The organism is Aquimarina aggregata (assembly GCF_001632745.1).
In the GTDB taxonomy this organism is placed as follows: domain Bacteria; phylum Bacteroidota; class Bacteroidia; order Flavobacteriales; family Flavobacteriaceae; genus Aquimarina; species Aquimarina aggregata.
This window is the reverse complement of sequence record NZ_LQRT01000002.1, coordinates 473,184-493,818: the sequence shown is the minus strand read 5'-3', so window position 1 is coordinate 493,818 and position 20,635 is coordinate 473,184. Positions and strand designations below refer to the sequence as shown.

Genomic DNA, 20,635 nt, shown 5'->3' with positions numbered 1-20,635 from the left:
AAAAGCAGATGAAATGGGAACATGCTATTAAAGATTATATTCACTATTTAAGAATTGAAAGAGGTCTTTCTGAAAATTCTATAATTAATTATCATCTAGATCTTAAACGTTTACTAGGATTTCTTGAGGCTGGTGAGATAGATACTTCTCCTTTACAAATAGAAAAGGAAATATTACAACAGTTCATTTTTGAAACAGCAAAATTAGTAAACGCCCGTTCGCAATCAAGAATTATTTCTGGTTTAAAAAGTTTTTTTAATTACTTAGTTTTTGAAGATTATCGAGAAACAAACCCTATGGAGTTAATAGAATCTCCTAAAATTGGCAGAAAATTACCCGATACTTTATCTGTCGAAGAAATCGATCATATTATTGCGCAAATTGATCTTAGCAAACCAGAAGGTGAACGTAACCGAGGAATTATAGAAACTTTATACGGTTGTGGATTAAGAGTTACAGAACTTATTGAATTAAAATTATCTAATCTATTTTTTGAAGAAGGTTATATAAGTGTTACAGGAAAAGGAGATAAACAAAGGTTTGTTCCTATTGGAGAAACTACACAAAAGTTTATTACCATTTATACTCAGGAAATACGTAACCATATCGACATTAAGAAAGGTTTTGAAGATACCCTATTTCTAAATCGCAGAGGCAGACAACTCACACGAGCCATGATATTTACTATTGTAAAACGACTAGTCGAAAAAGCAGGTATTCATAAACAAGTAAGTCCGCACACCTTTAGACACTCTTTTGCTACCCATCTATTAGAAAACGGTGCGGATTTAAGAGCCATACAACTTATGTTAGGTCACGAAAGTATTACGACTACAGAAATATATATGCATATTGACCGTAGTCATTTAACTCAAGTTATGAATGAATTCCATCCACGAAGATAATATGAAGCACTCATTTGGCATCATAGTAATCTTTCTTATTTTTTTTAATGCCCCTCAACTGTTAGCGCAAAAGTTTAAGGCTAATGGTGGTGTCTTAGTCAAAGCTGAAATTACATTAGGAAATCAAAATCAATGGCTTAAAGTTGGGGTATCTGGTTTAGGAACTTTAAGCTATGGCGATATTGCTTTAGAAAGCGGATTATCTTTGGCTTCTTATGCATTCTTAAAAAGACATACTTTGAAAACAGAGGGATTTGCTTATTACTACGAATTCTTTGGTCTAGCTGGGGTTGGAAAAAACAGTAATTTACTTGGAGCTACTGTATTTAATACAAATACAGCACTTTTATTTAACCCTTTAGGGAAAGGGGGATTTAACGGATTAGGATTTGGGGTTAGCAAAGAGGTATTACCAAATAATTTAAAATCATATGGACTTAAAAGAGGTGCTTTATTAATGAGATTCAGTAATGCAAATCACAATTTCCATTTTGCATTTAGAAATGACTTAAAAATTGGTTTATTCAATGGAGCAGGAACCGATTATGGTGTTACAGGATCTCTAGATCTTGGATTTACTAAAATAAAAGGACCCGAAACTATTTATCAGTTAGGGTTTGGTATAGATCTATTTACCCCCAGACCTGATTATAGTAGATCTCCAAGAAATCCTATAAATTCAGATAATGGTCGCAAAAATGTTTGGTACACCTTACCCCCTATTGTAGATCTCTTTTATGGAAATGTATATGTATATGGTACATACCAAGAAGAATATGTATCAGTACACTCTAAAATAGGATTAAATAGTCAAAAAACGGGAGCTTATATCCAAAATACCTTACATGATGGTTTGGGGCTAAATCCCCGTTTTCCTTGGCAAGTGGAAACAAAAAATAAATTGTACATTGAAATTAGTGGTAATGTATTGAAAAAAGAAGTTTCTAATGAGTAGGAGAAGTTATACATATATTCTAATAGTTACCTTGGCAATCTTTAGTAATAGTTGTTCTACATATACTAATTTTTATAGCCCAACATTCTCTAAAATTGAACAAAACAATATTTCAAAAATACATCGATTAGATTTAAGTAATCAAAATCTAAAATCACTTCCAGAATCCATTAAGAAAATAAAAGATCTTCGAATGCTCGATATAAGTTCTAATCCTGAATTAGATCTACAACAAGTATTCGAACAATTAGCACAATATAATACTATTGAAATTTTAATACTTGATAGTCTAAGTATCGAAAAATTACCAGAGTCTATTAAACAGTTATCGAAACTAAAACAATTATCACTGGCATACAATCCAAAAATTGATCTAGAATATAATTTTGACCTTATTGCCGAATTGCCCATAGAATTTCTTAACCTTAAAGGAAACGAACTTTCTAAGCTCCCTGAAAACATCAAAACTATACCCACCATCAAAGATCTAAATTTATCTTTTAACACGATAAAAACTGCCAGAAACTTTGAATTACTAGGGATGCTTCCTAATTTATATTCTTTATGGTTGGATCACAATCAACTAGATAAGTTACCGCCCGAAATTAGCAAAGTTAATCAGGTTAGATTTCTATATATCGATCATAATCGGTTACAAAAATTACCTAAAGAAATGTCTAAAATGAAAACTTGGGTAATCCATGCAGGGTATAATGAATTCACTCAATTACCAAAAGTATTCACGACTATGAAATCCCTTTTTATGGTCCACATGAATAATAATAAAATTAATACAATCCCAACAGTATATGAAGCCGAAAAGTACTCACTAGCTGGATTAATTTTAGACAATAATCCAATTACAGAAAAAGAAAAAATTAAAGCAAAGAAGTTATTTAAGGGGTTTTTCTTGCTTTCTTTTGAGCAAAAATAAGGTAAAAAAACAGCCTCTCAAAATTCTTATATGAGAGGCCGTTTGTATATATTCTATTGTTTATTTATCTAACAACTCTGCCAAAAGGCACATTATTGTTAGCTGTAAGAGTGTTTATTGCGGGTGCAACATTTTGCTGTGCTGTTCCTGTAAGAGGTTTTATAAAAAAGGGAGTCGCTTGATCATAATCTGGAGATGGCTCTACAGAAATTACTACCATTTTACCTCTCACATCACCATCCTCTGGAAATGTTAACCCTTGTGGTGCACTATTAATAAAATCTTCACCTGGGTAATCAGGAGCATTACCATTACCACTATATGGCGAAGCATCATCAAATGTTGTTTCATCACTAAATGTACCAGTAGAAACAGGAAATGATGTTCCATTTTTTGTTAACACAACCCAACCTTCATATTTCCATCCATCGGCAAGTGGTGGTAAGTCTAAACCTGGAGCTACCTGAATCCCACTTGGGTCTTCAAACCAAATTCCAAATTCATCATTATCCGATACATTATCAGTTGGTGTTGCCATTACAAATTTTCCTGAAACAGAAGAAAAATCGGCCATTACAGTGGTTGAAACTACCTGTGCAACGCTTCCCGTAAAAGTACCTGTTAAAATTCTTGTTTTAGACGGTTTTGGATCAGCATCATTTGGTGCTTCTATCGATAAGAAAAACTCTGTTGCACTCTCTAATGTTGTTGTTACTACTGGAAAAACTGTAGTAGTTCCTACACTAGAAAATTTATTAATCGATACCGGTTCTCCGTCTACCACAAGCCAAGCTTCATAAGACGCTCCCCCTGTTAATGGTTCTAATCCGATTAGTTCAAGAGTCAAATTAGATGTAGGCGGTCCATCATCGCTAGAACATGAGGTTATGAATAGCGATGCAATACTCAGGGCTACTACTAAAATTCTTTTTGTCATCATTTTGTTTTTTCAAGTTATCAATTAAGAATATCAAGGTTACAATAATTAACTCTAAAACAAAGACAAAATTGTATGTTAAAACCACATTCTTTTTACATATAATCTACGTTTAAGATTGTTTTTGAACATTCTGATCAGGGGATCTAAATAGTTCTAGAAAAGCATTTCCAATATTTGAGAGAATATCACTTGCTATTACTGCCTCAAAACCAGATTTTTGGGCAGCCAAATCCCCAGAACTTCCATGAAGATAAACTGCAAAAACAGTAGCATGTAATGGATTATATCCTTGAGATAATAATCCTGTAATCATTCCTGTAAGTACATCTCCGCTCCCTGCAGTAGCCATACCCGGGTTACCTGTACTATTTACATACATAATATCTTGATTAATAGTGATTGTATTGGCTCCTTTTATAACAATTATACAATGATATTTCTTCGAAAACGCTTTCGTCTTTCTTAATTTATCAAAATCATCGTCCCATTTACCAATCAAACGTTCTAACTCTTTAGGATGCGGAGTTAAAATTGTTTGTTTAGGAAGGTGTTCCAAAAATTCTTGATGTTTCGCCAGTATATTTATCCCATCTGCATCGATAACAAGAGGAAAAGTAACATTCTTCAAAAACTCTTCAAAAGCTTTTACGGTCTTTGTGCTAGTTCCAAGCCCGATTCCAATTCCAACCGCTGCTGGTGTGATATCAAGATTAATTTCTGCTAACTCATCATCATCGTCTGTTATAACCATAGCTTCGGGCACAGCCGTTTGTAAAACTTCATAACCACATTCCGGGATATATGCTGTTGCTAAACCTGTTCCTACTTTTAAGGCCGATTTTGTAGCCAACGTAACGCTTCCCATTTTTCCATAGCTACCTCCGATTAAAACACAATGCCCATATGTACCTTTATGACCAAACTTATGTCTGGGACGATATAATGGTAATATTTCATTTTTAGTTATTAATTCTGCTATTCCGGCAGTATTCATAATAAAATTTCTATCAAGGCCAATATCTATTACTTCTACATCATTAGAATAGATTCCTGTTTCTGGTAAAAAGAAAACTAGTTTTGGTAACTGAAATGCTACCGTTACATCGGCAAAAATAACTCCATTCTTATCTTCAGGCCCTTTGTCAGAATATAGACCAGACGGAATATCAATAGACAACTTAAAAGCTCTTGTTTTATTAATATGTTTTATTAAAGAAACTACCCAAGGCACCATAGGTCTATTAAGACCAATCCCAAAGATCGCATCTATAACCATATCTTCATTTTTTATCTTTGGGAAATCATCTTCAGATTTAAGTTGTGTTGGCCATGTTGTAACAATTTCTTTAAGACGATCATAGTTTATCAAAAAATCCTTGGATCGATTATCACTAAAATTAACAATATATGTTTGTACCGTATACCCATGCTGCACCAATAATCTAGAAATTACTAATCCATCTCCCCCATTATTACCAAGACCACAAAAAACATGAATAACAATAGGTGATCCTTGTAATTTCTGATGTATTAAATTAAAAGTTTGTGTGGCAGCTTTTTCCATTAGGTCTAGAGAACTAATCTTCTCTGAAGTAATAGTAGCTTCATCTGCCATTCGCATTTGTTGTGCAGAAAATATTTTCATTTGATTTAATTAGGAATTATATAATGAAATATGAGATAAATTATTGAATTAACAAAAGTTTATACATTGTATTGATTTAATTTTCTCTAAAAATAAAAAATTATACATTTGATCTCAAATCAAGATAAACTAATGTTTAGTACCGTTTTCATCTCGGCTATATTAATCTCTTTAGGAACAGCTATTGTGTCTGGGATTACTTCTATTACGCGTACTACAATTATTATTACCCTTAGGGGTTAATTATTTATATATCACCAAAGAAAGTACGTAGTTTATTAGAATTATAAGCTACCGAAGACAAGTTTATCAATTAATTTATTACTTAAAAAATATATTATGAACGTTCTAAAATTTGGAGGTTCTTCTGTAGCTAATGCTACTACCATAGAGAATGTAATAGAAATTATTAAAGAACAATCTCGGGAAAAAGCACTATTTGTAGTTGTCTCGGCAATGGGTGGTATAACCGACTTGTTATTAAAAGCTGGTGAGGAAGCTTCTACAAATAATGAGAACTATAAAAATACATTAGCAGAAATAGAGAAAAGACATTTAGATACAGTTAAGGCTCTAATTCCAGTGATTAATCAAAGTGCTATAATAAGCAAAGTAAAAGCGCAGCTTAATACTTTAGAATCACTTTGTGAAGGCGTGTATTTATTAAGTGAGTTATCTGATAAAACTGCTGCTGTAATAGCCAGTTTTGGTGAAATGCTTTCATCATATATTATAACCGAAGCCGCGAAAGTAAAAGAATTAGATATTACTTTTAAAGATTCTCGTGAAGTTATTGTAAAAACGGATAGTACTAAAATTGCTATTGATTATAAGGAAACAAATACTAAAATTCTCTCCTTTCATAAGGAAAACACACATAGAATATGTCTTTTTCCTGGTTTTGTAGCCAAAACTCAAGATGGCGAACCTACAACACTAGGAAGAGGTGGATCTGATTTTACGGCAGCCATTTTGGCAGCAGCAATTGATGCTGAACAGTTACAAATTTGGACAGATGTAAGTGGTATGTATACTGCTAATCCGAAATTAGTGAAACAGGCTAAACCTGTATCACATATCTCTTATCAAGAAGCGATGGAGTTATCACATTTTGGAGCTAAAGTAATTTATCCTCCTACAATACATCCAGTATTAGATAAAGATATTCCAATAGTTATTAAAAATACCTTTAAACCATTAGACAAAGGTACAGCTATAACTAGAAAAGTAGACCAGAGACAAAAACCTGTAACCGGAATTACGCATATAGACAATATAGCTATTATTTCTCTTGAAGGTAGTGGTATGGTAGGAATTCCTGGATTTTCTAAACGATTATTCGAAGCTTTATTTCTTGATAATATTAATGTAATTCTGATTACTCAAGCCTCTTCAGAGCATTCTATTTGTTTAGCGATAGAATCTGTTGATGCAGAAAAAGCTAAAAGTATTCTAGATCGTACTTTCGAATTTGAAATTTCTAAAAAGAAGCTAAATCCCGTAAAAATTGAAAATGAGGTAGCTATTGTTGCCCTTGTTGGTGATAACATGTATCATCATCAAGGATTAAGCGGTAAGATGTTTAGTACTTTAGGAAAAAACAATGTCAACATTAGAGCTATTGCACAAGGTGCTTCAGAAAAAAACATATCCGTCGTCATTGAAGAAAAGGATATTAAAAAGGCGCTCAACATATTACATGAACGTTTCTTTGAAGTTAAAACAAAACAACTAAACCTTTTTATTACAGGAGTAGGAAATGTTGGAAGCAAGTTATTAAGTCAATTAGAGCAACAAAATAAATATTTAAAAGAAAAACTTCGATTAAAAATTAGAGTTGTTGGACTCTCTAATTCAAGAAAAATGGCTTTTGATGAAAAAGGAATCGATCTTAATTCTTGGGAAAAATTTCTAGTAGATGGAGAGCCTGCAAATGCTGAGCAATTTTTTAAAACAGCACAAGAAATGAATTTGCGTAATTCTATTTTTGTTGATAATACTGCCAATCCTGATATTGCTAAAATTTATAAACATTATTTAGCAGAAAGCATGGCGGTAGTTACATGCAACAAAATTGCATGTGCCGATGAATATACAAATTATGAAGAACTACAAAGTTTGTCTAGAAAATTTAGTGCTTCATTTTTGTATGAGACGAATGTGGGAGCAGGTCTGCCTATAATTGATACCCTTAATAATCTAATAGCTTCTGGAGATAATGTACATAAAATACAAGCGGTACTTTCTGGAAGTCTTAATTTTGTATTTAACAATTATAAAAAAGGGGTTACTTTTCATGAAATTGTAAAACAAGCTCAACAAGAAGGTTATACAGAGCCTGATCCTAAAATAGACCTTAGTGGTATCGATGTAGCCCGTAAAATTCTTATTCTAGCGAGAGAGAGTGGTAAAATAATGGAGCTTGAAGATATAGAGAACGATTCTTTCCTTCCGCAAGATTGTCTTGATACCACTACAGTTGAAGATTTTTTAAATTCTGTGAAAGAACATGAAAATCATTTTGGTAAAATTTTGGAAGATGCGGAGCAAAAACAATGTCGATTAAAATATGTCGCCCAATACGAAGATGGTAATGCAAAAGTAGGATTACAACATATTCCCGTTGATCACCCATTCTACAACCTAGAAGGAAGCGATAATATTGTTTTATTTTACACTGATAGATATCCAAAACAACCACTAATTGTAAAAGGTGCCGGTGCAGGTGCCGATGTCACTGCTTCAGGTATTTTTGCAGATATCATTAGAATTGGAAAAAAATAGCATACCAATGAATAAAAGTATTAAAATATTTGCTCCTGCTACGGTAGCTAATCTATCTTGTGGATTTGATGTACTTGGATGCTGTTTAGATACAGTTGGAGATGAAATGATTATTTCATTAACATCTAATCCAGAAGTAAAAATCACAAAAATAGATGGGGCTAACCTTCCGTTAGAAACACACAAAAATGTTGCAGGTGTGGCTGTTGAAGCTTTACTTAAAGCTTATAAAAAGGAAATTGGTGTTACCATAGAAATCTATAAAAAAATTAAAGCAGGAAGTGGTATTGGAAGTAGTGCCGCTAGTAGCGCCGGCGCTGTTTGGGCAGTAAATTATTTATTAGATTCTCCTTTTTCATCACAAGAATTAATTGCCTTTGCCATGGAAGGAGAAAAACTCGCGAGTGGAAATGCCCATGCAGATAATGTTGCTCCTGCCCTACTTGGTGGATTTACATTAGTTCGTAGTTATAAGCCTTTAGATGTTATTAAATTAAATACACCAAAAGATTTAATGATTACTGTTATTCATCCACAAATCGAAGTAAAAACTTCTGATTCAAGATCTGTTATCAAACACAACGTATCCCTACAACAAGCTATACAACAATGGGGAAATGTAGGAGGTTTGGTTGCAGGATTATTTACAGAAGATTATGAACTTATAGGTAGAAGTCTTGAAGATGTCATCATTGAACCTTTACGATCTATATTAATTCCCGAATTTACTGCTGTAAAAGAAGCTGCTCTTTCAAGTGGAGCCTTAGGCTGTGGAATTTCTGGATCTGGTCCTTCTATTTTTGCATTAAGCAAAGGAGATAAAACTGCTACCCTTGTTGCAGACGCAATACGTAATGTTTACAGTAAAACGGGTCTCAAATTTGATATTCATATATCTAAAATTAATAATGACGGTATTAAAATAATTGAAGTTTAATATGAAAGAAATTAAAAAAATAGCGACAGGTTCTCCATGGGAAGATATTGTTGGATACTCCAGAGCTATCAAAATTGGCAATACCATAGAAATTTCGGGCACTACAGCTCCAGGAAAAGATGAGTATGAACAAACCATAGAAATCATAAAGATTGCCGAAAAGGCTCTTAATGATCTTGGTGCCGACCTGTCTAATGTCATAAGAACTAGAATTTACTGTACCGATATTTCTAAATGGGAAAATATTGGTAAAGCACATGGAGCGTATTTTGGAGCTATAAAACCCGCTACGGCAATGGTCGAAGTATCCAAATTAATTTCGCCAGAAATTTTAGTTGAAATTGAATTCTCTGCAATAGTATAAACATATAATTCGAATAATTCATAATGCAATATTATAGTTTAAATAATGAAGCCCCTAATGTCTCTTTTTCTGAGGCGGTTATTAAAGGGCTTGCTCCTGATCGAGGATTATATCTTCCTGAACATATTACTCCACTACCAAAATCTTTTTTTGAAAACATCGAAAACCTAGATAATGTAGAAATAGCTTATCAAGCAATTCAGCAATTTGTAGGAGATGAAATCCCAGAAATAGAACTACGGGATATTTTAGAAGATGTTCTTAGCTTTGATTTTCCTGTAATATCCGTTGAGGAAAATATTGGAACTTTAGAGCTTTTTCACGGCCCCACTATGGCATTCAAAGATGTAGGAGCCCGTTTCATGGCACGATGTCTTGGATATTTTAATAAAAACAATGAAAACCATGTTACTGTTTTAGTAGCCACATCTGGTGATACCGGAGGTGCAGTAGCCAATGGATTTTTAGGAGTAAAAGGTGTTGATGTAGTTATCCTATATCCAACCGGTAAAGTCAGTGAGATACAAGAAAAACAACTAACAACATTAGGCCAGAATATTACAGCGCTTGAAGTAGATGGTGTTTTTGACGATTGTCAAGAAATGGTAAAATCGGCATTTCTAGATACTAGTATTACGGATCACAAACAGTTAACATCGGCAAACTCAATCAATGTAGCTAGATGGTTACCACAATTATTTTATTTCTTGTTTGCATACAAACAGATTAAAAACAAAAACAAGAACATTACTTTTTCGGTACCGAGTGGAAATTTTGGTAATATTTGTGCCGGAATTGTTGCCAATAAATTGGGATTACCCGTAAAACATTTTGTAGCAGCAACAAATATTAATGATACCGTTGTTCGATATTTAGAAAGCTCTACATATGAGCCTAAACCTTCTAAAGCTACAATTTCTAACGCTATGGACGTTGGTAACCCTAGTAACTTTATACGTATTCAAAATCTCTTCAATAATGATTTTTCTTCATTAAAAAATAGTTTTTCTGCATATAGCTTTAATGATCAAGAAACTAAAGAAGCAATGAAAGTGATATTTAATGAATCTGGTTATGTTGCAGATCCACATGGTGCTGTAGGATATCTAGGATTAAAAAAGCAATCTTTAGGAGAAGATGATTATGGTATTTTTCTGGAAACTGCCCATCCTGTAAAATTTTTAGATGTTGTAGAAGAAACTTTAGCCACTCAAATAGAAATTCCAGAACGAATTCAAAAAGTAATTGATAAAGAAAAGAAAAGCATTTCTATAGATAGTTATAAAAAACTAAAGGAGTTCTTATTACAATAAGAACTCCTTTTGATATATTATATATAATCTACTAGTAAACCTGATTTATTTTATTGCGATGCTAAAGCCTTCATTACTTTGTAGGTAATATCGGTTGTAGATGCTAAGTATTTAAAATTTACTGTAGTGTATTTATCTTCACTTTGACGAACAAATGGTGAATTATCAGCATTTTTAAGCTCTGCCGTTAATGTTACTGTTTCATAACCAAAGTTAGAAAAGAATCTACTTTCTGGAGTAGCAACAGTTCTTTTATAAATTGGTACTGGAGATTCTATACGATACAAAGATTCTAAACTTAAATTAGATGCTAATAATTCAATCGCTCTATCTTCATCATTATCCCATCCCATATAATCAGCTCTGTGCATTGAATGTATATTAACGCCATCTTTTTGAAGCTTTTTGGTAAACATTCGCGTACCTATCATATTGCTTTTCCAATGGTCAAAGAAAACAACCATGAAATTTTTATTACGATTTTCTAATTCTGCAATTTTTTTTGCCACATAAAATGCTATAGCTACACCTGTTGCGTTATGAACTGCTCCTGGGCTATTTTCGACAGTATCATAATGTGCGCAAATAATAACATATTCATCACTACCATTGGTAGCAGGTATATTTGCAAAGATGTTTGTACCGGCAAATTGATTTCCTTTTTTATCTTGCACATTGTATGAATCTCTCTCTGGTTTTAACCCAGAATCTTTTAATTCATTAAATAAAAAATCTGCTGTAGCTTTTCGTTCTGATTTAGTCGATCTACTCGCTAATTTTTTCTTTCCTTTAATAGGTTCATGTCCTGTTAATTTTGCCACAATATTTCTTTGGACATTAATAATCTCGGCTTCTATTCGATCTTGTTCAGATTGAGCTGGGGCTAACTGAACTATAAAAACGAATGCTAGTAAAATTGTTCTATAATACTTCATTTTGTAGGTTTTGTATTCCGTTTACAGTTGTCAAATTTAGGAAATTTTTATTATATTCTAATTTAGTACTTTTATTTCTAAAATAATACTTCAAAAATGAAATTTGCAAAAACCATACCCTTTTTTATATTCATATTATTATTTTGTCAATGTAGTAATGAGAAATCCTCAAAGAATCGACTAATTGTACCTGAAAATTGGAGAACAGAAGTTCTTGATTTCCCTATAGAATTTGCTCCAAAACTTGATTATACTGGTTTTGAAAATGTTTGTTTTGCACCAGGTTGGGGAACAAAAGGAAGCCCTGAATATTTTTCATGTGCTTTTTTATGGGTTGTAGATGAAAATCCTAAGTTATCAGCAAAAAAATTAGAACTCGAAATAGAAACTTACTTTGACGGCTTAATGCAAGTGGTTTCTTCATCAGATCAAAATACATCTATACAAATTCCTAAATCAAAAGCATTTTTTGAAAAAGTAAAAGATAACTATTATGTAGGTAAGTTGTTAACCTATGATGCATTTACTACCAAAAAAGAGCTAAAACTCAATTTTATAGTAAATACTAATTATTGCGGTGAAGAAAAAAAACATCATGTGTTTTTTAAAATATCTCCACAAGATACTGAGCATCCTATTTGGAAAAAGATGAATACCATAAAAAATAACATTGTTTGCAAATAAACATATAGTCTCATTATAATTTTATTTTGAAGTTTTTTCTTGATTTTCTGATAAAAAACGTAAATTTTTACTCTCTAAAAATAATTTATAATGAATGTATGCTTCTTAATGTACCCTTGGGAAGAAATTAATCCTGAAAAAGACACTTCTTTAACTTTGATTCATGAATTTGCTAAACGAGGTCATGGAGTGGCTATTGCTACTCCTTCCAATTTAACTATTCGAGATAGCGTTACCTATTCTTTTTGTAAAGTAATTAATAGAGTAGAAAAAGTCTCATCTTCAATGAAGTCATTTCATATGAAAACTACATTTAGAGACGAAATGCTACCCTTGGCTGGATTTGATGTGATTATCTTACGAAGTAATCCCCCATTAGATATGATCATGCTTAATTTTTTGGACTCTGTTAAAGATGATGTATTTATTATGAATGATATTGATGGAATCCGTAGATCCAATAACAAACTTTATACTGCGGCTTTTGACGATATTGAAACTCACTTCATTCCAAGCACTCACGTTACTAAAAACAAGGACTATTTAATTAAAATGATTAAAGAATCACCTTCTGATAAAATGATTTTGAAACCTTTGAATGGTTTTGGTGGTTCTGGAGTAATTCTAATTGAAAAAAGAGCTATGACGAGTATTCGTTCTTTACTTGATTTTTATATTGATAATAAAGATGGTACTACAAATTATGTTATTCTTCAAGACTATATAGAAGGTGCGGATCAAGGTGATGTTCGTATTCTTATTCTTAACGGAAAACCAATAGGTGCCATGCGTCGTATTCCAGGAGAAGATGATCATAGATCTAATGTTACCGCAGGAGGCTCTGTGGTAAAACACTCTTTAACAAAACAAGAAAAAGAATTATGTCGAAAAATTGGTCCTAAATTAATAAAAGATGGACTCTATTTTGTTGGTATAGATGTTATTAATGGAATGTTAGTTGAAGTAAACGTTATGAGCCCCGGAGGAATTACATATATCAATAAAAAATACAAAATTAAACTTCAAGAAAAAGTCATTGATTTTATTGAAGACAAAGTAGTACAACGTGTAAGTAGGTTTGACAGAAAGGCCAAACTTAGAAAAACAGTAGACGATGCTTAAGTTATCTATAGACCAGATTGTATCAAAAATAAATAACGAAGAAACATTTCATGCCGTTTCAAACGACTACTCTTTTACTATAAAAATAGATGCATATACTTACTACGTCTGCGCAGCGGTTCATGATGGTCATCAATTTCGTAAAGAATTATGGAGTACCTGTTTACATTCTGAATATGAACGGTGGTATGAAGAAGATCCGTCTACCAAACAAATGATTCAAAATCATCCTATAGTTATTGCCGGATGTGATTCGCGTTTCGAATATGATCTTAATAGAGCTCCAGAAAGTGCTATTTACGAAGATGCTTGGGGTAAAAAACTATGGAGCAAACCTTTGACATCAAGTGTCAAGAGTATTTCTCTTCAAAAACATGACAACTTTTATAAAGTAGTTCATGCCCTAATTTCTAAAATAGAATCTAAACATGGTGCCGCTATTGTTTATGATATACATTCTTATAATTGGAAAAGATGGGATCGTGAAGTACCCGTGATCAATATCGGTACTACCAATATTGATCAAATCAAATATGCTTCATTCGCAAAGTCATGGTGCTCTATGTTATCTCAAATTTGGTTTTCTGATAAAATTAAGACTACATCCGCGATTAATGATACTTTTAAAGGTAATGGGTATTTTCTAAAATACATATCCAAATGTTTTACCAACACCTTAGTGCTAGCAACAGAATTTTCTAAGGTATACTGTGATGAATTAGAATATGTAGTATTTCCTGAGGTTGTATCTGCTATAGAGCGAGGGTTGTTTCAAAAAATTCCAGAACATGCAAAAACATTTTATAGTAAATTTATTGGCTAATTCCTCTTTTTTGGAGTTAGTTTGTATTATTTATCATTAAAGTGATTATAAAACCAACACACTAACATGTACGAAGATGTAGTAGAGATTTATAGTGATCTTTTTGAAATAGATCAAAATCTAAATAGATTGGTTAAGAATATAGAACTTCTTAACTATCTAAATCCATTAAACATAGAGCAAGAAAAAAAGAACTTTTTTGCTTGTAAATACAGAAAGAACCCAACTTTTAAGTACCGTAAAATTAAGTTTAACCCTTATAAATTACAACGATTAATATTTAATCAACGTCTAGAACGAATAAAAGATGATAGCATTCGAAAATTGTATCAAGATATTATATATGAGTATTCTGGGTTAATACAATGCATTGAAACCATCGGAGAGGGTAAGAATTTTTATTATAATTCTCTAAAAGTATTTGGTACTCCTAAAGAACGTGATGTAGAAAATGCCAAATTTATTCTTCATTTTAAAGATGATAAAGAGGGTGATACAATTGGAGAACAATATACCGCATCTGATGCTGAGTCTTACTTTAGAGAATTTAGTGAACGGTATACTTTTAATTTTAAGATTAAAAAGTCTACAAATATTTCTGCTGCTGCTATGGTTCTTAATGCTTCAGAAACATTAGTATTAAAAAAAAATCATACGTTTAGTAGTAATGATTTAATGGTATTGGCAAATCATGAAATTGGAGTACACATGGTAACTACATTTAATGGTAAAAGTCAACCATTAAAAATATTCTCGAATGGATATGTAAACAATACAGAAACTCAGGAAGGTCTTGCGGTATTTAGTGAGTATATGTCTGGTTGCCTTACTCTTAAACGAATGAAAGAACTGGCATATAGAGTAATTGCTGCAGATAGCTTAATTAAAGGATATGATTTTAAGGACACATTTGATCTCTTATACAGTCAGTACAAATTAGATCGTAATACAGCATGGCAAATTACCTTACGTGTGCATAGAGGCGGTGGATTTACAAAAGATTATTTGTACTTAACAGGACTTAAAAAGATATATGATTACTATTATTCTAAACAGGATATGAATATACTGTTAACAGGAAAAGTAACTCTTGAAGATAAAGCAAGCATTCTTAGGCTTCAAGATTTAGGACTAGCCCACAAAAGTTTACATATAAGTGACTCTTTTGATCAAAATTTAAACACCAACACTAAACTAGATTTTATATTAAGAAATTTGAAATAGTATCATTTTACTTTTGTTTCAAATTATTAAGTTTAAACCATTGTAAAGCAATAATTGTTTTAGAATCTACAATTTCAGTACAAAGTAATCGATCTATTTCTGAGGTTGGATATTTACATAGTTGAATATCTTCTCCTTCGTCTTGAAGTCCTCCTCCTTTTGTAACTTGATCGTTTTCAGAAACCTCTGCATAATATAATAACATACGTTCAGTTGATCCTCCGGGAGTAGAATAACATGTTGTAATGTGTTTTAAGTCAGATGATATTTTATAACCTGTTTCTTCTTCTACTTCTCTAATTGCACATTCAACAGGATCTTCTCCTTCTTCTATTCCGCCAGCGGGAATTTCTAAAATCCACCCATCTCCATATTTTACAGTAGGATATCGAAATTGCTTAATAAACAGTAATTGATCTGTATCTCTTTCGTAGATCAAAACTGCTGCAAAATCACCTTTATCAACTAATTCTCGTTCACATTCTAAGGGTTTGTCATTACTAAAACGATCATGGCTAATTATAGCTTTTCTAATCTTAAGAAATCCATCGTGTAGTAATTCTTCATTAAGTACTTCGTATTCCATAAAAATAAAAATAGAGATTATTTTGAGTAATTTTTCAAAACAATCCCTAAAGTTTTGTAAACTTATTTTACAATCATTAAAATATAATAAAATGATATAATCGTTACACAATTCACAAATTAAATATCGATATTTTTAATTTACTATACCAGATTCTGCAAGTGTAATTAACAATGCCATTTTTATATTTTTTGTAGCATCAGGAGTATTCGTCCATGTCTCGTCTAATGCATGTGCTCTTCCGCCCTTTCCTCCTCTACTAATGGTAATTGCAGGTATATTCTTAGCAATGGGAATATTACTATTGGTAGATCCTGTTCTTAATTTAGGTGAAATCCCCAAATATGAAGCAACAGCTATAGAACGTTGTATTAAAGGTAACTTATCCGATAATGTTCCTGAAGGACGATCTCCTATTGGTACCAATTCTAATGTTACTTTATCTTTTATGCCAGAAGCATTATAAGTTACTTCTGCTTTTCTCATACTCGCTTTAAAAATGCCATCAATTTCTAGTAATCGTTCTGGACTTAAAGAACGCATATCAACCTCAGCCCAAGATTCAAAGGGTATTGAATTTACAGATGTCCCACCACCGATGCGACCAATATTAAATGAAGTTTTAGGTCCTTTTTGTGCTACGTACTTTGACGCTTCTTCTACGAAAAGTGTTATCCCTTTTCCTAAAGCATGGTGAGGATTTGCTAATCCAAAAGCTCCCCATGAATGCCCTCCTTTTCCTTTAAAAACAGCCTTATATCGTTTAGAACCTAATCCACCATTAATAATACGCGAAGGACCTCCCCCATCAATAGAGATCCAAGAATCAATTTTAATACTTGATTTTTTACTAAACAGATGCTTAACTCCTCTTAAATCTCCTAATCCTTCTTCTCCAACTGTACCCACAAAAACAATATCCGCATCTGTACTAATTTTTGCTTTGTTCATTCCTTTTAGCACAGCTATCAGCATAGCCATTCCTCTTGTATTATCACCAATACCTGGAGCGGCATATGTTGATCCTTCTATTTTTACAGTTACATCTGTTTCTTCGGGAAATACAGTATCAATATGTGCATCTAGAACTACTGTTCTTTCTCTCTTTTTTCCTTTTCTTAGTGCCAATACATTACCAACAGCATCTATCCAAACACTATCAATTCCTGTTTGAGAAAACAATTCTACAAACCTCTTTGCCCTTTTAGTTTCTTTAAAAGGTGGTGCAGGAATTTCTGTTAGTTCTATCATATTCTTGATAGTTTCTGAATCAGACATATCTATCTCATTAATAGCGATTTGTACAGATTTATCTGTTGTTAGTTTTTTTATTTCTTTAGTGAATTCTTTCGTTGCTATTACTCCATCTTGAGCAAAAGTAGAACCACCCAAGAGTAAAGAAACTCCTAGGATACATCGTAATAAATTTGTGTGCATTTTACTTACTATTAGTGTTTGAGTGAATCAATTATTATTTTTTTAGAAGTATTAGTAGAATAATTACCCCTTATCAAGTCCATAACCAAAGTCTTTACCTTTTTGAATTCTAGGAACCCCTTTATTCATCCATTCTGGTGCAGGTTGATCTTTTAGGTAATGATCAAAAAATTGCATCATTCTAATCGACAAATCTTTTTTATTCTTCACTTTTCTAAGATTATGAGCTTCATCATTATATACTAATAACCAAACTGGTTTTTGTAATCTTCGCATTCCCATAAACATTTCTATACCTTGATAATATGGTACTGCTCCATCTTTATCATTATGCATCATAAGCAATGGTGTCTCAATCTTAGGGATACCAAATAAAGGTGAGTTTTCTATATATAAATCAAAACCTTCCCATAAATTCTTACCTATACGACTTTGTGTTTTTTCATACTGAAAAGCTCTACTAAGTCCTGATTGCCATCGAATCCCACCGTAAGCCGAGGTCATATTACTCACAGGTGCACCGGCCATTGCTGTTTTAAATTTATTAGTAACCGTTATCAAATATGCCACTTGATATCCTCCCCAACTTTGGCCTTGAATAGCCAAATTATTGCTATCAACATAACCCAATTCTTCTACTGCCTCTACTCCAGAAACAATACAATTATATGCACTTGGACCAGGCTTTCCCTCTTTATAAACGATATCAGGAACGAACATGATATAATCATTACTTACCAAATATGCTGCATTTACCGTTGATGCACTGGGTTGTGGAGCATGATGTTTATGATAGGTATCCGATCTTTTTTCATAAAAATAAGTGATCATAGGATATTTTTTTGAAGGATCAAAATCTTGTGGTTTATAAATGATTCCTTCTAATGGTGTTCCATCATAAGCTTTCCAAGAAAAAAGTTCTGCTGTACCCCATTTGAAATTTTCTTGATGTGGATTTATCTGCGTTATCTTTTTAACAGTAGTAAAATCATTTTTAGAAACATGTAAATCCGGATATGTTTTAAAGTTTTCTTTTCTATATGTAAAAACATCAGCATTCTTAGCTTTCTTAAAACTACTTATTAGAAAATCACTTGCTTTTATTTTTTCTACAAGCTTATCTTTTTCTAAAACAAAAACACCTGAGGCCTTAGTGCTCTTATCAAAACTTGTAACCACTAATTTTTTATTGCTATAAGATGCATTATTCTTATTTTCTGAATCTAATCTTTCTGTTCTGTATTCTACATTATTTTTTCTTCCATTCTTAGTAATATTAATTGGCTTTTCTTTTCCGTTTAACGCTATTTTCCAGATATCATATTTATCAAAAACCAAAGCATATCCTTTGCTGTCAAAACCACCAAAACCATATGGTCTTGGTAACATAGGACGATCATTTTCTTCATCATAAAAAGCTACTGGTATTTCTTTGGTAAGATTGGTTTTTGTTAAGGTTTTTAAATCAAGAGAAAACCAATGGCCTGTATTTATGTCAAAATGCAATCCATATTTATAATCAGGTGATAAAAAAGGTTTTAAAGCAGTATTTTTTAATAAAAGACGTTTCTTTCCGGTTTTAGAATCAATAACAAAAAAATCTTTCCATGTAATATCCCAAGAGCGTTGTACATCATAAGGAGAACTTGTGGCCCCAAAAATATAAGGTTGTTCTTTTTTCTTATCAAAAATGAGATCATCGGTATCTTTATCTTGTAAGTGAACATAAGCATTTCTTTCAATATCAAAATATGATATGAAGGCTTTTTTATTTAGCTCTTTAAATTTTGATTTTTGTTCTGGTTGGATCATTTTATCTTTCCAATGCCAGACGTCTACTTGAGGAATTTCTTCTTCTAAAAGAGTCGTATCTTTTCTATATTGCTTCATAGGTCTGGAATAAAAATATAACCTATTACCACTTTCTGAAAAGAAAGGTGTTTGTTGACCACTTAACTCCCAATGGTCATTGAGGTGTTTTACGGAACTGTCTACTATTTTTTTAAGTTGATTATCTTTAAAATAGTATAATTCGTATTTAAGGTATTCTATATTTACAGAATCTTTTATTGCGATAAAAGAAAGTTCAGTACCTGTATCATTCGTAGCTAATTTTTTATAAATGTATTTGCCCTCGTCTATCGTTTCGCTAATTCCCGAAGTCAAATTATATTTATAGATTCCGTTATCTCTAGGAAGCGCTACATTATCTTTTTTAGGTTGTTCTTTACTACTAGTGGTATAATAAAGTTGTTTTCCTTTATTTGATAACACAAAATCTTTTATTTGATATATAGTATCTTTTTTCTTTGTATTTAAAGTATAAACTAAAGCATAGTTTTGCTTAGAAGCCTTTGATTTTATTTTAATCAGTGTATCCTTTTTCTTACTCTTATATTTTTCTATAACTACCCATCCCGAATATTCTTTAGGTAACTTGTATTTTTTTACATTTAGAATAGAGTCATGGATCTTATTGTTTTTTACATCGTAAATAAATAATGCATCCTTAGTTCGATTTGCTTCTTTGAGTTTTTTCTTTTTTTCTTTTCTAGTCTTTTGATAAGCCGGTTTTCTTTTAAAAACTACATATTTTTCGTCGTGGGATATTGAAGTTTCATATCCATTAAAAAAAGTAAATTTCTTTCCACTTATTGTGTTGTAAATCTCAACATATCCATCTCCCATTTTTGTAGAAGTTTTTATAGTTGAAACGACTAATTTGCCTTGTTTAGATATTTTGACATCACTCATGCTTTTCCACAAGTCATAATCATCATGTGTGATCACTTTTTTTTGAGCAAAAGATAGTGTTACACTAAAAAAGAATAGAAAAGTGATTGCTCTATGTATCATTATTAGATTTTTTGGAAAGGAAATTTATAAAATTTCACTTATTAAATTTTCTTTAAAGTTACAAAAGAAAAGAGTACGTAGTTAAATACGTTCAATGTAATGTTGTTTAGTAATTAAGGTTCTTAAAAATCAATCCGGTACCGTATTAAAACTACCGGATTGATTTTGATCTATAGCTGATTCAAATTTAT

17 protein-coding genes are annotated in these 20,635 nt (G+C 32.0%); 11 read left to right on the top strand and 6 right to left on the bottom strand.

The window, feature by feature from the left end:
- Positions 1-8: 8 nt before the first annotated feature.
- The 3 genes from xerD to AWE51_RS03870 are packed head-to-tail and all read left to right on the top strand — an operon-like array spanning position 9 to position 2,794.
- Complete coding sequence (gene xerD / locus AWE51_RS03880) at positions 9-905, top strand: site-specific tyrosine recombinase XerD (protein WP_066309736.1); 897 nt, start codon at positions 9-11, stop codon at positions 903-905.
- Positions 883-1,860: a hypothetical protein gene (locus tag AWE51_RS03875; RefSeq protein ID WP_157766011.1), complete on the top strand. Its 978-nt coding sequence runs from the start codon at positions 883-885 to the stop codon at positions 1,858-1,860. Before xerD ends, AWE51_RS03875 begins: the two co-directional genes overlap by 23 nt.
- Positions 1,853-2,794 carry a leucine-rich repeat domain-containing protein gene (locus AWE51_RS03870; RefSeq protein ID WP_066309732.1) on the top strand — a complete coding sequence of 314 codons (942 nt, stop codon included), beginning with the start codon at positions 1,853-1,855 and terminating at the stop codon, positions 2,792-2,794. Before AWE51_RS03875 ends, AWE51_RS03870 begins: the two co-directional genes overlap by 8 nt.
- Before the next feature lie 64 nt (positions 2,795-2,858).
- Here AWE51_RS03870 and AWE51_RS03865 read toward each other — a convergent pair whose 3' ends face one another.
- Together AWE51_RS03865 and AWE51_RS03860 are read right to left on the bottom strand one after the other, a co-directional pair.
- Positions 2,859-3,731, bottom strand: a complete 873-nt coding sequence (locus AWE51_RS03865; protein WP_082832302.1) for an anti-sigma factor — start codon at positions 3,729-3,731, stop codon at positions 2,859-2,861.
- Positions 3,732-3,843: 112 nt separating this feature from the next.
- Positions 3,844-5,379 (bottom strand): bifunctional ADP-dependent NAD(P)H-hydrate dehydratase/NAD(P)H-hydrate epimerase, encoded by a 1,536-nt coding sequence (locus AWE51_RS03860; protein ID WP_066309727.1) that lies wholly within the window; start codon positions 5,377-5,379, stop codon positions 3,844-3,846.
- Positions 5,380-5,718: 339 nt separating this feature from the next.
- Here AWE51_RS03860 and thrA point away from each other — a divergent pair, with 339 nt between their 5' ends.
- Genes thrA through thrC form a run of 4 tightly spaced genes read left to right on the top strand, consistent with a single transcriptional unit; the run spans position 5,719 to position 10,777 of the window.
- Positions 5,719-8,163, top strand: coding sequence for a bifunctional aspartate kinase/homoserine dehydrogenase I (thrA, locus tag AWE51_RS03855; protein ID WP_066309724.1), 2,445 nt, complete (start codon positions 5,719-5,721; stop codon positions 8,161-8,163).
- A 7-nt stretch (positions 8,164-8,170) separates the two neighbouring features.
- On the top strand, positions 8,171-9,100 hold the full coding sequence (locus AWE51_RS03850; protein WP_066309722.1) for a homoserine kinase: 930 nt from the start codon (positions 8,171-8,173) through the stop codon (positions 9,098-9,100).
- Position 9,101: 1 nt separating this feature from the next.
- The gene (locus tag AWE51_RS03845) at positions 9,102-9,464 is read left to right on the top strand and encodes a RidA family protein (RefSeq protein ID WP_066309721.1); all 363 of its coding nucleotides are present in this window, start codon (positions 9,102-9,104) and stop codon (positions 9,462-9,464) included.
- A gap of 23 nt (positions 9,465-9,487) precedes the next feature.
- Complete coding sequence (thrC, locus tag AWE51_RS03840; protein ID WP_066309713.1) at positions 9,488-10,777, top strand: threonine synthase; 1,290 nt, start codon at positions 9,488-9,490, stop codon at positions 10,775-10,777.
- Between the two features lie 50 nt (positions 10,778-10,827).
- On the opposite strand, the gene AWE51_RS03835 is transcribed toward thrC, so the two are convergent.
- The gene (locus tag AWE51_RS03835) at positions 10,828-11,712 is read right to left on the bottom strand and encodes a M28 family metallopeptidase (protein ID WP_066309711.1); all 885 of its coding nucleotides are present in this window, start codon (positions 11,710-11,712) and stop codon (positions 10,828-10,830) included.
- Between the two features lie 96 nt (positions 11,713-11,808).
- Here AWE51_RS03835 and AWE51_RS03830 point away from each other — a divergent pair, with 96 nt between their 5' ends.
- The 4 genes from AWE51_RS03830 to AWE51_RS03815 all read left to right on the top strand — a co-directional run bounded on the left by AWE51_RS03830 (position 11,809) and on the right by AWE51_RS03815 (position 15,565).
- Positions 11,809-12,396 (top strand): hypothetical protein, encoded by a 588-nt coding sequence (locus AWE51_RS03830; protein WP_066309708.1) that lies wholly within the window; start codon positions 11,809-11,811, stop codon positions 12,394-12,396.
- Positions 12,397-12,486: 90 nt separating this feature from the next.
- Complete coding sequence (gene gshB, locus AWE51_RS03825; RefSeq protein WP_082832301.1) at positions 12,487-13,518, top strand: glutathione synthase; 1,032 nt, start codon at positions 12,487-12,489, stop codon at positions 13,516-13,518.
- On the top strand, positions 13,511-14,341 hold the full coding sequence (locus AWE51_RS03820) for an N-formylglutamate amidohydrolase (RefSeq protein WP_066309700.1): 831 nt from the start codon (positions 13,511-13,513) through the stop codon (positions 14,339-14,341). The genes gshB and AWE51_RS03820 overlap by 8 nt, the downstream gene beginning before the upstream one ends.
- 66 nt (positions 14,342-14,407) lie before the next feature.
- Positions 14,408-15,565, top strand: a complete 1,158-nt coding sequence (locus tag AWE51_RS03815) for a flavohemoglobin expression-modulating QEGLA motif protein (protein WP_066309694.1) — start codon at positions 14,408-14,410, stop codon at positions 15,563-15,565.
- Between the two features lie 7 nt (positions 15,566-15,572).
- Here AWE51_RS03815 and AWE51_RS03810 read toward each other — a convergent pair whose 3' ends face one another.
- The 3 genes from AWE51_RS03810 to AWE51_RS03800 all read right to left on the bottom strand — a co-directional run bounded on the left by AWE51_RS03810 (position 15,573) and on the right by AWE51_RS03800 (position 20,444).
- The gene (locus tag AWE51_RS03810) at positions 15,573-16,151 is read right to left on the bottom strand and encodes an NUDIX domain-containing protein (RefSeq protein WP_066309692.1); all 579 of its coding nucleotides are present in this window, start codon (positions 16,149-16,151) and stop codon (positions 15,573-15,575) included.
- 135 nt (positions 16,152-16,286) lie between these two features.
- Complete coding sequence (locus tag AWE51_RS03805) at positions 16,287-17,588, bottom strand: M20/M25/M40 family metallo-hydrolase (protein WP_066309689.1); 1,302 nt, start codon at positions 17,586-17,588, stop codon at positions 16,287-16,289.
- 63 nt (positions 17,589-17,651) lie between these two features.
- Positions 17,652-20,444 carry an alpha/beta hydrolase family protein gene (locus tag AWE51_RS03800; RefSeq protein ID WP_066309687.1) on the bottom strand — a complete coding sequence of 931 codons (2,793 nt, stop codon included), beginning with the start codon at positions 20,442-20,444 and terminating at the stop codon, positions 17,652-17,654.
- Between the last annotated feature and the right edge of the window lie 191 nt (positions 20,445-20,635).

Excerpts from the sequence above, each read along its gene's own strand:
- AWE51_RS03815 (WP_066309694.1), top strand. The coding sequence starts at position 14,408 with ATGTACGAAGATGTAGTAGAGATTTATAGTGATCTTTTTGAAATAGAT.
- AWE51_RS03830 (WP_066309708.1), top strand. The coding sequence starts at position 11,809 with ATGAAATTTGCAAAAACCATACCCTTTTTTATATTCATATTATTATTT.
- AWE51_RS03875 (WP_157766011.1), top strand. The coding sequence starts at position 883 with ATGAATTCCATCCACGAAGATAATATGAAGCACTCATTTGGCATCATA.
- AWE51_RS03800 (WP_066309687.1), bottom strand. The coding sequence starts at position 20,444 with ATGATACATAGAGCAATCACTTTTCTATTCTTTTTTAGTGTAACACTA.
- AWE51_RS03820 (WP_066309700.1), top strand. The coding sequence starts at position 13,511 with ATGCTTAAGTTATCTATAGACCAGATTGTATCAAAAATAAATAACGAA.
- AWE51_RS03845 (WP_066309721.1), top strand. The coding sequence starts at position 9,102 with ATGAAAGAAATTAAAAAAATAGCGACAGGTTCTCCATGGGAAGATATT.
- AWE51_RS03805 (WP_066309689.1), bottom strand. The coding sequence starts at position 17,588 with ATGCACACAAATTTATTACGATGTATCCTAGGAGTTTCTTTACTCTTG.
- AWE51_RS03865 (WP_082832302.1), bottom strand. The coding sequence starts at position 3,731 with ATGACAAAAAGAATTTTAGTAGTAGCCCTGAGTATTGCATCGCTATTC.
- AWE51_RS03850 (WP_066309722.1), top strand. The coding sequence starts at position 8,171 with ATGAATAAAAGTATTAAAATATTTGCTCCTGCTACGGTAGCTAATCTA.
- AWE51_RS03860 (WP_066309727.1), bottom strand. The coding sequence starts at position 5,379 with ATGAAAATATTTTCTGCACAACAAATGCGAATGGCAGATGAAGCTACT.
- AWE51_RS03870 (WP_066309732.1), top strand. The coding sequence starts at position 1,853 with ATGAGTAGGAGAAGTTATACATATATTCTAATAGTTACCTTGGCAATC.
- xerD (WP_066309736.1), top strand. The coding sequence starts at position 9 with ATGAAATGGGAACATGCTATTAAAGATTATATTCACTATTTAAGAATT.
- AWE51_RS03835 (WP_066309711.1), bottom strand. The coding sequence starts at position 11,712 with ATGAAGTATTATAGAACAATTTTACTAGCATTCGTTTTTATAGTTCAG.
- gshB (WP_082832301.1), top strand. The coding sequence starts at position 12,487 with ATGAATGTATGCTTCTTAATGTACCCTTGGGAAGAAATTAATCCTGAA.
- thrC (WP_066309713.1), top strand. The coding sequence starts at position 9,488 with ATGCAATATTATAGTTTAAATAATGAAGCCCCTAATGTCTCTTTTTCT.
- thrA (WP_066309724.1), top strand. The coding sequence starts at position 5,719 with ATGAACGTTCTAAAATTTGGAGGTTCTTCTGTAGCTAATGCTACTACC.
- AWE51_RS03810 (WP_066309692.1), bottom strand. The coding sequence starts at position 16,151 with ATGGAATACGAAGTACTTAATGAAGAATTACTACACGATGGATTTCTT.